This window comes from Aquidulcibacter sp. (assembly GCF_020253525.1).
Lineage (GTDB): Bacteria > Pseudomonadota > Alphaproteobacteria > Caulobacterales > Aquidulcibacteraceae > Aquidulcibacter.
Window position 1 is genome coordinate 1 of sequence record NZ_JADCBK010000064.1, and the last position, 12,780, is coordinate 12,780.

Sequence of the window (12,780 nt, forward strand, 5' to 3'; positions counted from 1 at the left end):
GGCGCACGGTTTGCGTCGTATTCGGGCCAGTCCGTTAATCTGGCCCACTTCATTGACGCGCTCTTAGCGCCCCGGCCCCTCTTTATGGTGCACCCTCGCAAGGCTTTTCTTGGCGGGGCTAAAGGTGTTGGGGGAACACCCCTCTCCCCCTGGGAGAGGGGAGCTCCCACAAGGTCCCCGCTCTTCGCTCACGCTTCGGCGGGGATGACATCGATGAAATAGAGAATTGATCTGGAAGCGCTTTGGTGCCCATTCTGGTCACCCATTTTGGTGAAACAGGGTTTCCACCAAAATGGGTCTAGACAAGAATGCACCTTCCAACCGCTTCTTCTGGCGGGATCGGGCGACTTGACCTGTCAAATCGCCCACAAACCAAAACGGCGACCCCCGAAGGAATCGCCGTTAGTAAACCAGGTAAGCCAGAGAGCCTTAGTCGCGACGGCGACGGGGGCGTTCGCTGCGCTCGCGGGGTTGTTCGACCTCTTCAGGCTCCCCACGCTCAGCACGTTCGGCTTTCAGCTTTTCTTCAATGTCTTCGCCCGTAGCTTGGTCGACGACTTTCATCGACAAGCGGGTTTTGCCACGGTCATCAAAGCCCATCAGCTTCACCTTCACGGTGTCGCCTTCTTTGACGATTTCGCCGACAGTCGCGACCTTGCGGTTAGCAAGTTGCGAGATATGGACGAGGCCGTCTTTGGCACCGAAGAAGTTCACAAAGGCACCAAATTCCATGACTTTGACGACTTTGCCTTCATAGATTTTGCCGACTTCAGCTTCATCCGTGATGCTCTTCACCCACTTCACAGCGGCATCGATCTTGTCTTGATCGGATGCGGCAACTTTCACGCTGCCATCATCTTCGATCGAGATTTTTGCACCGGTCTTTTCGACGATTTCGCGGATGACCTTGCCACCGGTGCCGATCACTTCACGAATCTTGTCGGTTGGGATCATGAAGGACACGATCTTTGGCGCAAAGGCATTGAGTTCGCCACGGGCACCGGTCAAGGACTTGGCCATTTCGCCCAGAATGTGCATCCGGCCAGCATGGGCACGGGTGAGCGCGACCTTCATGATCTCCTCAGTGATGCCGGCTACCTTAATGTCCATTTGCAGCGAAGTGATGCCATTTTCGGTCCCTGCGACCTTAAAGTCCATGTCACCCAGATGATCTTCATCACCCAGAATGTCGGTCAGAACTTCGAAGCTGCCATCATCTTGCAACACAAGACCCATCGCCACACCTGCTACGGGCGCGCTGATTGGGGCGCCTGCATCCATCAGAGCCAAAGAGGCACCGCAGACCGACGCCATCGAGGACGAGCCGTTGGATTCGGTGATCTCCGACACCAAACGGATGGTGTAAGGGAATTGTTCTGGGGTTGGCAGAACCGCTTGCATCGCACGCCAAGCAAGCTTGCCGTGACCAATTTCGCGACGACCCGCGCCACCCATGCGGCCAACTTCGCCCACCGAATAAGGAGGGAAGTTATAATGCAGCATGAAGCGCTCTTTATAGGTGCCTTCGAGGCTGTCGATGAATTGCTCATCATCGGCAGTACCCAAAGTGGCAACCACGAGAGCCTGGGTTTCGCCGCGGGTGAACAGGGCCGAGCCGTGTGCACGGGGGAGAACGCCCGCTTCCGATACAATCGCTCGAACCTTGTCGACAGGACGACCATCAATGCGGCGGCCTTCCTTCACGATGGCGCTGCGCACGATATCGCTTTCGACTTCTTTACAGACCGTCTTGAAGAGCGATGGGTCCATGCCGTCTGGCTTGGTTTCAGAAGCGACCAATTCAGCTTCGGCGCGCTTCTTCGCTGCACCAACGGCGTCCTGACGGGCACCCTTGTCGGCGATGCGATAGGCCGCGTCGATTTCGGCACCGATCATGTCCTTCACAGCCTTATATTCGGCGCTGTGATCTTCGGCTTGGAAGTCCCAAGGATCTTTAGCGGCTTGCTCGGCCAACGAGATGATCAGATCGATCACAGGCTGCATTTGCTTGTGCGCGAAGGATACCCCGCCCAACACCACTTCTTCGGACAATTCGTAGATTTCCGATTCAACCATCATCACGGCTTCAGCGGTTCCTGCGACCACCAAATCCATGTCGCTTTCCTTCAGCTGATCGACGGTTGGGTTCAGCACATATTCGCCATTGATATAGCCAACGCGCGCGGCCGAAATCGGGCCCATGAAGGGCAGGCCCGACAGAACCAAAGCAGCCGAAGATGCCACCAAGGCGACGATATCGGGATCATTTTCCTGATCGTGCGACAGAGTGGTGACCACAACTTGGGTTTCGTTCTTGAAGCCTTTGGCGAACAGAGGACGAATGGGGCGGTCGATCAGGCGGGAAACCAAGGTTTCCTTTTCAGTTGGACGGCCTTCGCGCTTAAAATAGCCACCGGGAATACGGCCAGCTGCATAGAATTTTTCTTGGTAGTTTACGGTCAAGGGGAAGAAATCGATCCCCGGCTTGGCCGAACGCGCACCAACAGCGGTCGCGAGAACTTGTGTGTCGCCATAGGTAGCCAAAACGGCCCCGTCGGCTTGGCGCGCCATGCGGCCAGTTTCCAGTGTCAGCGTACGTCCGCCCCATTCGAGCGAAACAGTCTTTATGTCAAACATCATCATTCCTTCTGGCAGATCATGGAGCCTTCCCCATGCTGCCGCCTACAAAACTCAGCCCAGGCCTTCCTGAACTGAGGGGTCCGGCGTCCTTGCCGGAGAAAGCCCTCGCCCTATGCGGGGGCCATCTTTCATCTTACCCCGATTACCGATTTCGGTTGAGGGGCAAATAGCAAAAGGGCGGCGCATCTCGCACCGCCCTGATTGATTTTGTCACGACGCCTTAGCGACGCAGACCGTGCTTGGTCAAAATGGCCTGATAACGTGCCACATCGCGGGACTTCACATAGTCCAGCAAACGGCGACGCAAAGATACCATGGCCAACAGACCGCGACGGGAGTGGTTGTCCTTCTTGTGAGACTTGAAGTGCTCAGTCAGATTAACAATCCGCTCGGTCAGGATGGCGATTTGGACTTCTGGGCTGCCCGTGTCGTTCGGGGCGAGACCATGTTCTTTCATAATTTCGAGCTTACGCTCTGGTGATACCGACATCGTGGTTTCCTTTGGGTTGGCGGCGGGTTCAATCGCGCGCACTGAGTTGAAACACCCGGACCGGCTCAAACCGCCCCGCGCGTGCGTCGCCTATAGCCACGGCTTGACCTTGAAGGGTTGCCAATGCTGCCCGGCTCATATCTTCGCCAGAAACAACACGTGGTCTGCGCTTGGAGCGCAGCTCTTCAACCTGGTGGGGGAGAAGAACAATCCCGCGGCCTTGCCGCAACCTGAAAGCCTCTTCCGCTGTTACGGCCAGCGCCGGGATGTCGTCCAGCGCGGTCTCAACTGGCAAAAGGCTGTCGGACGCGGCGTCGCTATTGCACACTTCCTGCAGCTTTTCCAGTGTTATTGCTGCGCTCTCATGGAATGGGCCGACGGAGGTACGACGCAAAGCACTCACATGGCCCTCCGCGCCAAGCGCTGTTGCGAGGTCACGGGCCAAGGCGCGGACGTAAAAGCCCTTGCCACAGCGGCACTCAATCGTGGCGTGATCGGCGTCGGGCACATCGACGAGGCTCGCTTCGATCAGCAAGACGGTCCGTGCCTTGAGCTCAGGCACTTCACCATCACGCGCCAGATCATAAGAGCGTTCGCCCGCGACCTTGATGGCGCTATAGATGGGCGGGACTTGCTGGATTTCACCGATGAAGCCTTTCAGAGCCTCTTCAATCGCCTCTTTGCTGGGCCGCACATCGGAAGTGGCGATGATTTTGCCTTCGCGGTCTTGGGTATCGGTGGATGCACCCCATTCGACCGTAAAGCGATAGGACTTCTCAGCCTCCATCAGCCAAGCCACCGTCTTGGTCGCCTCGCCGAGCGCAATCGGCAAAATGCCTGTCGCCAAGGGGTCGAGTGTGCCGGCATGGCCCGCCTTCTTCGCGTCAAATGCCCGCCGGACGCGCGTAACCGCATCGGTGGAGGTTAAGTGCAAGTCCTTATCCAGAACGATCCAGCCATGCACATCTTGGCCTTTCTTGCGCCGCGACATCAGGCCTCATCCGCCGGTTTGATCAGATCGGCGCGAACCTTGGGATCGTTGAAAAGATCATTCATCTTCAAGGCCGCGTCATAGGACGTGTCAGCAATAAAGCGCAGGTCTGGGGTAAATTTGCTTTCCAGCGCCCGCCCACATTCACCGCGTAAGAATTTCGAAGCACGGTTCAGAGCCTTGGCAATCTCTTCGGCATCTTCAAGGCCAAGGGCCGCCACAAAGACATTGGCATGCTTCAAATCTGGGCTCATGCGGACTTCGCCGACCGTGATGCTTTTGTCCACCAAGGCAGGGTCGCGAATATCGCCCCGGCGCAGGATTTCGACCAGCACGTGACGAATGTTTTCCCCTGCCCGCAATTGCCGCTGGGTAGGGCCAGATGAATTATCGAAACGCTTTGCCATGATTTAACTTTCAAAGCCCATGCTGGGATCGACCAGTCAAAGGCGGTTTATGTCTACTATCCGCTGTTCCAATACAGCGCGGGCGACCGAAGTAGCGGCTTGGCCTGCGTGAGGCAAGGGAAACGCTGAGCGGCAAGCCTTGCGCAACTACAAAAACATATCTCCGGGTCCCTTTACGTCGCCAGAACGCAATCGGTAAGTCTTTGCGCCATCTTCTTTATTCCACCCAATAAACATAGCTTCGGTCAATCCAATGGCCCAGCCAACCAACGCAAAAGTGTTTTATGCGGATATAAAGGTCCGATGTTCGCCATCAGGGAACTCGATAATCACTTCACCTGTCTCCTCAATGATTGTGACGCCATTAGTAATAGTTGTCTCCCGTGGACCAAGGAAGTTGAAGTGAACAGGCGTTTCCTCGATTTCGCCATCGGGAAATTGATGCCGAATGATGTGTGGGCCTAAGCTCTGCATGCTAACCTCATATCGAAGACGCGAACCGGTTCACCGAAACATATCGGTGGGCACCTTTATGTCCCCGGGCATATTTCGAAACAGCGTTAAATTATCAACCTCACATGTCCTCGATATGTACGCCTCTGCAAACATCATCAAGACCCCGACCAGCTCAATATTGTTTTTACATGAAGCCTTCATCCGGCGCTCGTGGGAAGCGAAACTGAGCAGGATTTCACCATAATAGGCTAGGCCATCGTCATGCTCAGGCGTGCCTTCTTCTTTGGGGTCATGCAGGAAGATTCTAACCTCGAAGGTTTCAGTATCACCGCTCTTGTTTTGTAGAGTAAGGGTGTCGGGCCCAAGAGTGATCATTGTCCGTCTCGCTCGCTTTAATTGGATTGGGAAGCGTCAACGAAACATTTGCCCCGCGCCGTCATCGGAAACGTATGTAAGGATGTGTGGGCTTAAACTCTGCATGTTAGCCTCGATTTAGGCGGAGATGGGCTTGATCTTCGACTTGTAGCCGCCCGCCCCTTCGGCGCTGGCAAAGAGCCAACCGTAGGTTTTTTTAGGGAATATGCAAAAAGGGCGTCTGGGATTGGCCCGATACTACAGCTGCATAGGTGCCGGCCGCGCGTTGTATTCCAACGGCTCCAGCAATCAGCGGCAGTGACGTTCGCGACGCCGCGCGCGTTCCGCAACTCGCCGCGCACTTGCTTTAGGATGTCGAAAAGAATGGCCGCTAGCCTCTCAAGCCTTGTTTGGCGTTTGAGAGGCTAGGTTTCCAATCGTGCGACAAAGAAGCACCGCACTACAAACTGCGCTTGATGATCTGCACGTCGAAGCACTCAATCAGATCGCCTTCGCGCAGGTCCTGATAGCCTTCAAATGCCATGCCGCATTCTTGGCCAGCCGAAACTTCGCTGACTTCGTCCTTAAAGCGCTTCAAGGTAGAGAGCTTGCCTTCGTGAATGACGACATCATCGCGCAGCAAGCGAACACCGCAACCGCGTTTGATATTGCCTTCATTGATCTTACAGCCAGCAATTTTGCCAACCTTGGTGATGTTGAACACCTGCAAGATTTGGGCATAGCCCAAGAAGGTTTCTTTCCGCTCTGGCTCCAACATGCCGGAGAGAATGTCTTTCACATCATCCAACAGATTGTAGATGATGGAATAATAACGGATCTCAACGCCTTCATGCTCGGCCAGATCGCGCACTTGCTTGGGTGCACGTGTATTGAAGGCAAGAATTGGTGCGCCGGATGACTTGGCCAAAAGCACGTCGCTCTCGGTAATCCCACCAACGGCTTGGTGGATAACTTTGGCGCGCACTTCCTCGGTCGAGAGTTTCTCGAGCGCGGCGGTAATAGCTTCGGCAGACCCGCCCACATCGGCTTTGACGATAAGGGGGAATTCCTTGACTTCGGCATCCTTGATGCGGGCCAACATGGCTTCCAGACCCGAACGCGCGGTTTGGCGCACGACGACCTTTTCCCGCTTCATGCGGATCCGGTAATCGGTGACTTCGCGGGCACGGGCTTCGCTGTCGACCACAACCACGACATCGCCGGGCTCTGGCGTTCCATCAAGACCTAAGATCTCAACGGGTTGCGATGGGCCTGCCGATTGCAAGGTTTGGCCACGCTCGTCGGTCAAAGCGCGAACACGGCCCCATTGGGTGCCGGCCACGACCAGATCGCCGCGCTTCAAGGTCCCACGCTGTACCAGAACGGTCGCGACCGAACCCCGGCCCTTGTCGAGCTTGGCTTCGATGACGGCACCTTCTGCGGCGCGATCTGGATTGGCTTTCAAGTCCAAAACTTCCGACTGCAGCAGGATGGTTTCCAACAGGGTATCCAGATTTGTGCGCTCTTTTGCCGAGACGGGCACCCACAAGGTGTCGCCACCCACGGCCTCCGTCAGAACTTCATATTGCAGAAGCTCGTTCAAGACCTTTTGCGGATTAGCCTCTGGCTTGTCGATTTTGTTGACAGCCACAATGATGGGAACGCCAGCGGCTTTGGCGTGATTAATCGCCTCTACCGTTTGTGGCATGACACCATCGTCTGCCGCGACCACCAAAACCACCACGTCTGTAATGCTGGCACCACGCGCCCGCATGCTAGAGAAGGCTGCGTGACCTGGCGTATCTAAGAAGGTCACACGCTCGCCATTGGCCAAACGCACCTGATAGGCACCGATATGCTGGGTAATCCCGCCAGCTTCGCCCTTGACGGTATCGGCAGAGCGGATGGCATCCAAAAGCGAGGTCTTACCATGGTCCACATGGCCCATGATGGTGACAACAGGTGGACGTGGCAATTGGTTCTCGTCGGTATCAGCTTCACCTTCGAGGCCAATTTCAACGTCTGATTCCGCCACGCGCTTCACGGTGTGACCAAAGTCGGTGACGATCAATTCGGCGGTATCTGCATCGAGATTATCCGCACCCTTCATCATCTGACCTTGCTTCATCAGATATTTGATGACGTCTGTCAGGCGCTCGGCCATCCGGTTGGCCAATTCGGCCACGGTGATGACTTCGGGCACAACGACTTCGCGCACTTGCTTGGTCTGCTCTTGACCCTTCAGCATGCGCAAGCGGCGATCGCGTTCTTTTTCACGGGCACGTCGAACTGAAGCCAATGAACGCTGACGATCTGAATCGTCGCCCAAGGCCGATGTAATCGTCAGTTTGCCCGAGCGGCGCTGCTGCGCACCTTTGGCGCGCGAGACAGGGGGTGCGCGCACGACCGCAACCTTCTGCCGCTTTACCCGGCCACCCAATTCCGACAACAAGTCGCCGTCTTCGCCTTCTTCGCCAGAAGGGGCTTCGCCAGCATCATCGTCACGGTCGGCACCTAAAGCTTGCGGCTCAGGCTCATAGGCTGGTGCCGCTTCTTCGCGGCCACGAACAGGGCCGTCATTTTGGATGTTGAGCGCAGCTTGTGCTGCAACGCGGCGGGCTTCGGCGGCCCGCTGCTCTTCTTCTTGCTGACGCTTGCGTTGCGCTTCTGCTTCGGCGAGCTGACGTTCTTCCTCGGCGCGACGACGATCAGCCTCTTCACGACGCTGGCGCAGTTCAGCTTCGGCCAATTGCTGTTGGCGGCGGATTTGTTCTTGTTCCCGCGCACGCTCGAGCGCAGCCATGCGGGCTTTCATTTCGCTGTCAGACAGACCCAAAGTCTTGGTGGTACGTGCAGGCGCTTGACGCGACTCGTCGGATTGAGCCGGTGCCGCAGGCTTTGCGGCGGGCGCTGCGGCCACGGGGGCTGCAGGACGGGAAGGCGGGGTAAAGGCTGGCTTTGGCACAGATCCAGGTGCGCCGGCGGCAGGTGCTTCGCCAGGGCCGATGGTGCGTTTCTTCTTGACCTCAACCACAACTTGGTTGGTGCGCCCATGCGAAAAGCTCTGGCGAACGGTGCCAGCGCCCACATTGCGGGAAAGGGTCAGAGGCTTACGCCCCGTTTGGTTTTCGTTGTCGTTACCGTCGCTCATGCTCATCCTTGCGCACGCAGTGGCGCGTCGTAAAATTTAAACCGGCCTTTGGCCCCAAAATTAGGTCCAGCAAGCACAAAAACCGCCGTTCGAGCAGGGTTACCGCCCGGGCGTCCTGTGCCGGTCAAGATCGGCTTCGTCCAGTTCCAAATAGACCTGCCCCTATATATAGGTGCCGTCCCTTGGCCAATCATCGGGCACTAATGGAATAAAACCCGCTAAGCGCCTAATGTCCGTCGTCCAGCTGTCTGCTAAACGCCCTGGCATTAAGATAGCATGTATCACAACATCGCGTCCTAACGCCATGCCCATTTCCACCCCAGTGAAACAGCCTGCAGTTGGCACCCCGCCCCACGCGCGCGACAGACCGTCTAATTTACCTCGACCATCTGGCGATCCGTCACTGGCTTCAATACGCCAAGCTGGCTTTGTTGTTCGCAACGCCGAGGCAACTTGATCATTGCCAAGAACAATTTCGCCGGCTTTTCGCGCAATCGAGAGCTGATTCAAACAGCGCTGCCGCAAGGCCTCGACTAGTCTGTCCATCAAATCTTCGCGTGGCTTCGCCTCGCGCTTGAGGCCCCGCGAAAAAGCACCTTTCTTGATAGCAAGGCCTACAGCCTCCCGCGTGGAGGTTACCCACACCCCACGACCGGGTGCCCGTGCGGCTGGATCAGGAAAGACCCAGCCGTCAGGATCGGCCACAAATCGGATAAGGCCAGCCTCGGGCTGAACCTCTCCGGTGGCTACACAGCGCCGAACGCGTCCGGCGCCTTCACGTCGCTCACTCTTGTCCATCGGCGGCAACTTCCGCCTCTGCTTCGGCTTCTTCAGCCGCAGGAGCCTCAACCCAGCCCATGGCGACACGTGCAGCCATGATCAGCGCATCCGCTTGCTCAACGCTCATGCTCATGCCTTCCAAAAGGCCTGGGAAGCGGACTTTCTCACCATTCTTGACTTCAAACCAGCCACGCAGATCGTCTGAAACCAAGCCTGCGACGTCTTCCACAGTTTTCACGCCGCCTTCACCCAATTTGATGGCGATTTCCAGCGTAACCCCGGGCAGACCCAAAACTTCGTCTTCGACGCCAAGGCTGGTGCGCTTGGTATTGAGTTCGTTTTGAGCGCGTTCGATGTAATCGCGGGCGCGGGCTTGCAGCTCGGCGGAGACGTCTTCGTCAAAGCCTTCAATCTGCAACAGGTCGCCCAATTCAACATAGGCCAATTCTTCGATGGTTTCGAAGCCTTCCGAAACCAGAAGGCGGGCCATCATCTCATCAACGTCGATTGCACCCATGAACAATTCGGTGCGGCTGTTGGCTTCTTTCTCGCGGCGCGAACGCTCTTCTTCTTCGGTCAGAATATCGATCGACCAGCCAGTCAATTGGCTGGCAAGGCGGACGTTTTGGCCGCGACGACCAATGGCCAAGCTCAATTGCTCATCTGGAACCACGACTTCCACGCGGTTTTCGTCTTCGTCGAGAACCACTTTGGTCACTTCAGCAGGCTGAAGCGCATTCACGATAAAGGTTGCAGGGTCGGGCGACCAAGGAATAATGTCGATTTTCTCGCCACCCAATTCGCCGACCACTGCCTGAACCCGCGAACCACGCATACCGACGCAAGCGCCCACAGGATCGATTGAATTGTCATGGCTGAAAACGGCGATCTTGGCGCGCGAGGACGGATCACGGGCAACCGCCTTGATTTCGATGACGCCGTCATAAACTTCAGGTACTTCAGCTTCGAACAACTTCGCCATGAAGCCTGGATGGGCGCGCGACAGGAAAATTTGTGGGCCTTTTGGCTCACGACGCACGTCGTAGATATAGCAGCGGACGCGGTCACCCATGTTCAGATTTTCGCGTGGCAAGGTCTGATCACGGCGGATAACGCCTTCGCCACGACCCAGATCGACGATCACATTGCCATATTCAACGCGCTTGACTATGCCATTAATGATGTCGGCAACGCGGTCCTTGTATTCTTCAAACTGCTTATCACGCTCTGCTTCGCGGACCCGCTGGGTGATGACCTGCTTACCGGTCAAGGACATCACGCGGCCAAAGTCGAACAAGGGCAGGTCTTCTTCAAAGACATGGCCCACATCCACACTGGGGTCGATACGCTTAGCAACCGACAGCGGAATTTGCTGGCTGGGGTTTTCGACATCGTCTTGGGTCGCAACCACCGTCTGCTTGCGCTTCAGGGTCAGTTCACCTGACTTTGGATTGATGCGAGCATCAATCTGATGGTCAGCACCATAGCGGGCGCGGGCAGCTTTGCTGATCGCCTCTTCAATCGCTTCAACCACGATCGATTCGTCGATATTCTTTTCATATGCGACCGAGCGGGCGATGGACAAAAGTTCAAGCCGGTTGGCGGAAATGGCCATGTTTGTCTTCCTTCTGAAACGGAATGGGCTGATTAGGTTAGATCTGGATCCACATCTGGCAGGACATCATCGGTGACAAATTCCACCTGATCGTCATCCAGAGCTTTTTCCAGTTGCTCAAGTTCGTCTTCATCTGCCCCGCGACGGCGCAAGGATTCGCGGATTAGATCGTCCGTCAGCACCAAGCGGGCGCTGGCGATCCATTCGAAGGGGATGAGGGCTGTGTCTTCTTCGCCTTCGAGATTGATGCAGATATTCGTGTCTTCAGTTCCAGCCAGCTCACCGGAGAAGCGCTTGCGCCCTTCGATACCGCGATCCAGCTCTAACTTCGCTTCCCAGCCGATCCAGCGATCAAAATCCGAAAAGCGGGTCAAAGGACGATCAATGCCGGGAGAAGAGACTTCCAGCGCATATTCCCCCTCAATCGGGTCTTCGGCTTCAAGAAGCGGGCTCAAGCCCCGCGACAGCTTTTCGCAATCGCCGGACGACATACGGCCATCGGGACGCTCTGCCATGATCTGAAAGGTCTTGCGGCGCGATCCCATCAGACGCACGCGCACAATCTCATAGCCCAAATCACGGGCAGCAGGCTCAATTAGAGCCAAGAGTTTGTCTTCATAAGGCGACGTTGTGCGCACGTGGGTCTCAATCTATTGCGCCATCCCTCTAAGGAGGTCGGCAGGTTTCAGAACAAACAAAAAGCGGCCCCGGTGACCCGGAGCCGCTTTGACCGCCTCAGGCGATCAAAGTCGATCTGTTAAACGCCTTATAGGCTGAGGAAGCCGCCTTGTCACCAGCTTTGGCGCAGGCTTCCTCAGCGAAGTGGGTGCAAAGGCTAAAAAATCAGCGGGTCGCACCCTTTTCAGCCTGAATCCCCGCATCGGAATCAGGGCCACCCACGATCTTTTCCAGCTTCATGCGGAAGATCAAAAGCGAGTTCGGCGGAATTGGGCCACCGCCTTGGGCACCATAGCCTAGGGCGGGCGGCACCCAAATCGTCCATTCATCGCCAGGGCGCATCATTTGCAAAGCTTCAACCCAGGCTGGGATCAAAGCACCGACTTGAAACTCTGCCGCTTCGCCACGGGCAAAAGAGCTATCAAACACTTCGCCATTGAGAAGCTTACCTTCGTAATTCACCTGAACCATCGAATCGACTGCCGGCTTTGGTCCAGTCTCTGGACCCTTGGCAATGACGGCATATTGCAGGCCCGAGGCCGTCGTGATCACGCCAGGCGCGCTCTTATTCTTTTCCAGAAACTCCTTCGCGGCCTGGCCATTCGCGTCCAGCGGCGCTTCTGCCGCTTTGCCATCGACGCCATCCATTACCGACTTATCTTGATTGGCACCGGCAGGCTGGCACGCCACAAGCGCAACGCACGAAATCAACATGAGGGACGTCAGTCTCTTTTTGAACATAGGGGCAGCCTTTTGTTGGGAGAAAGGGTAAGCGGACGGCAAGAGGCCGCGGTATCACGAGTCCTCAAGCGGGACGCCATAAAGCTCGAGCCGATGGTCGATCAACCGATAGCCCAAACGACGAGCGATTTCTTGTTGAAGGCGCTCGATCTCAGGATCGACGAATTCAAGGACGCGGCCTGTTTTCATATCGATCAAATGGTCATGATGCTCTGCGCCTGCTTCTTCATAGCGCGAACGCCCATCGCGAAAATCGTGACGTTCGAGGATGCCGCTTTCTTCAAACAAGCGGACCGTGCGATAGACCGTGGCGATAGAAATGCCCTTGTCGACCGCCGCCGCGCGGCGGTGCAATTCTTCCACGTCAGGATGATCTTTGGCTTCCGACAGAGTGCGCGCGATGATGCGGCGCTGCTCGGTCATACGCAGACCTTTTTCCACGCAAAGGGCTTCAATGCGATCAGGCATAGTGGTTCC

The 12,780-nt window shown here is 56.3% G+C and carries 11 protein-coding genes; all 11 read right to left on the reverse strand.

Translation table 11 applies throughout. The annotated features are described in order from the left end of the window. Positions 1-429 precede the first annotated feature (429 nt). The 11 genes from pnp to IOB61_RS08270 all read right to left on the reverse strand — a co-directional run bounded on the left by pnp (position 430) and on the right by IOB61_RS08270 (position 12,771). Positions 430-2,637, reverse strand: coding sequence for a polyribonucleotide nucleotidyltransferase (gene pnp, locus IOB61_RS08220; RefSeq protein WP_290814960.1), 2,208 nt, complete (start codon positions 2,635-2,637; stop codon positions 430-432). Between the two features lie 223 nt (positions 2,638-2,860). Further along, positions 2,861-3,130, reverse strand: a complete 270-nt coding sequence (rpsO, locus tag IOB61_RS08225) for a 30S ribosomal protein S15 (RefSeq protein WP_085341036.1) — start codon at positions 3,128-3,130, stop codon at positions 2,861-2,863. A 28-nt stretch (positions 3,131-3,158) separates the two neighbouring features. Then, positions 3,159-4,121 (reverse strand): tRNA pseudouridine(55) synthase TruB, encoded by a 963-nt coding sequence (truB, locus tag IOB61_RS08230; protein ID WP_290814964.1) that lies wholly within the window; start codon positions 4,119-4,121, stop codon positions 3,159-3,161. Continuing rightward, on the reverse strand, positions 4,121-4,528 hold the full coding sequence (gene rbfA, locus IOB61_RS08235) for a 30S ribosome-binding factor RbfA (RefSeq protein WP_290814967.1): 408 nt from the start codon (positions 4,526-4,528) through the stop codon (positions 4,121-4,123). The genes truB and rbfA overlap by 1 nt, the downstream gene beginning before the upstream one ends. A gap of 504 nt (positions 4,529-5,032) precedes the next feature. After that, on the reverse strand, positions 5,033-5,359 hold the full coding sequence (locus IOB61_RS08240; RefSeq protein WP_290814970.1) for a hypothetical protein: 327 nt from the start codon (positions 5,357-5,359) through the stop codon (positions 5,033-5,035). A 439-nt stretch (positions 5,360-5,798) separates the two neighbouring features. Beyond that, positions 5,799-8,489 (reverse strand): translation initiation factor IF-2, encoded by a 2,691-nt coding sequence (gene infB / locus IOB61_RS08245; RefSeq protein ID WP_290814973.1) that lies wholly within the window; start codon positions 8,487-8,489, stop codon positions 5,799-5,801. A 162-nt stretch (positions 8,490-8,651) separates the two neighbouring features. After that, positions 8,652-9,287 (reverse strand): RNA-binding protein, encoded by a 636-nt coding sequence (locus tag IOB61_RS08250; protein ID WP_290814976.1) that lies wholly within the window; start codon positions 9,285-9,287, stop codon positions 8,652-8,654. Continuing rightward, entirely contained in the window at positions 9,274-10,884 is a 1,611-nt protein-coding gene (gene nusA, locus IOB61_RS08255) for a transcription termination factor NusA (RefSeq protein WP_290814979.1), read from the reverse strand. Before nusA ends, IOB61_RS08250 begins: the two co-directional genes overlap by 14 nt. 32 nt (positions 10,885-10,916) lie before the next feature. Then, positions 10,917-11,522 carry a ribosome maturation factor RimP gene (rimP, locus tag IOB61_RS08260; protein WP_290814982.1) on the reverse strand — a complete coding sequence of 202 codons (606 nt, stop codon included), beginning with the start codon at positions 11,520-11,522 and terminating at the stop codon, positions 10,917-10,919. Positions 11,523-11,727: 205 nt separating this feature from the next. Then, positions 11,728-12,303, reverse strand: coding sequence for an FKBP-type peptidyl-prolyl cis-trans isomerase (locus tag IOB61_RS08265; protein WP_290814984.1), 576 nt, complete (start codon positions 12,301-12,303; stop codon positions 11,728-11,730). A 54-nt stretch (positions 12,304-12,357) separates the two neighbouring features. Then, positions 12,358-12,771, reverse strand: a complete 414-nt coding sequence (locus IOB61_RS08270; protein WP_290814987.1) for a Fur family transcriptional regulator — start codon at positions 12,769-12,771, stop codon at positions 12,358-12,360. Positions 12,772-12,780 lie beyond the last annotated feature (9 nt).

Bases quoted from the DNA above. Each gene is read 5' to 3' on its own strand.
- pnp (WP_290814960.1), bottom strand. From the start codon at position 2,637: ATGTTTGACATAAAGACTGTTTCGCTCGAATGGGGCGGACGTACGCTG.
- rpsO (WP_085341036.1), bottom strand. From the start codon at position 3,130: ATGTCGGTATCACCAGAGCGTAAGCTCGAAATTATGAAAGAACATGGT.
- truB (WP_290814964.1), bottom strand. From the start codon at position 4,121: ATGTCGCGGCGCAAGAAAGGCCAAGATGTGCATGGCTGGATCGTTCTG.
- rbfA (WP_290814967.1), bottom strand. From the start codon at position 4,528: ATGGCAAAGCGTTTCGATAATTCATCTGGCCCTACCCAGCGGCAATTG.
- IOB61_RS08240 (WP_290814970.1), bottom strand. From the start codon at position 5,359: ATGATCACTCTTGGGCCCGACACCCTTACTCTACAAAACAAGAGCGGT.
- infB (WP_290814973.1), bottom strand. From the start codon at position 8,489: ATGAGCGACGGTAACGACAACGAAAACCAAACGGGGCGTAAGCCTCTG.
- IOB61_RS08250 (WP_290814976.1), bottom strand. From the start codon at position 9,287: ATGGACAAGAGTGAGCGACGTGAAGGCGCCGGACGCGTTCGGCGCTGT.
- nusA (WP_290814979.1), bottom strand. From the start codon at position 10,884: ATGGCCATTTCCGCCAACCGGCTTGAACTTTTGTCCATCGCCCGCTCG.
- IOB61_RS08265 (WP_290814984.1), bottom strand. From the start codon at position 12,303: ATGTTCAAAAAGAGACTGACGTCCCTCATGTTGATTTCGTGCGTTGCG.
- IOB61_RS08270 (WP_290814987.1), bottom strand. From the start codon at position 12,771: ATGCCTGATCGCATTGAAGCCCTTTGCGTGGAAAAAGGTCTGCGTATG.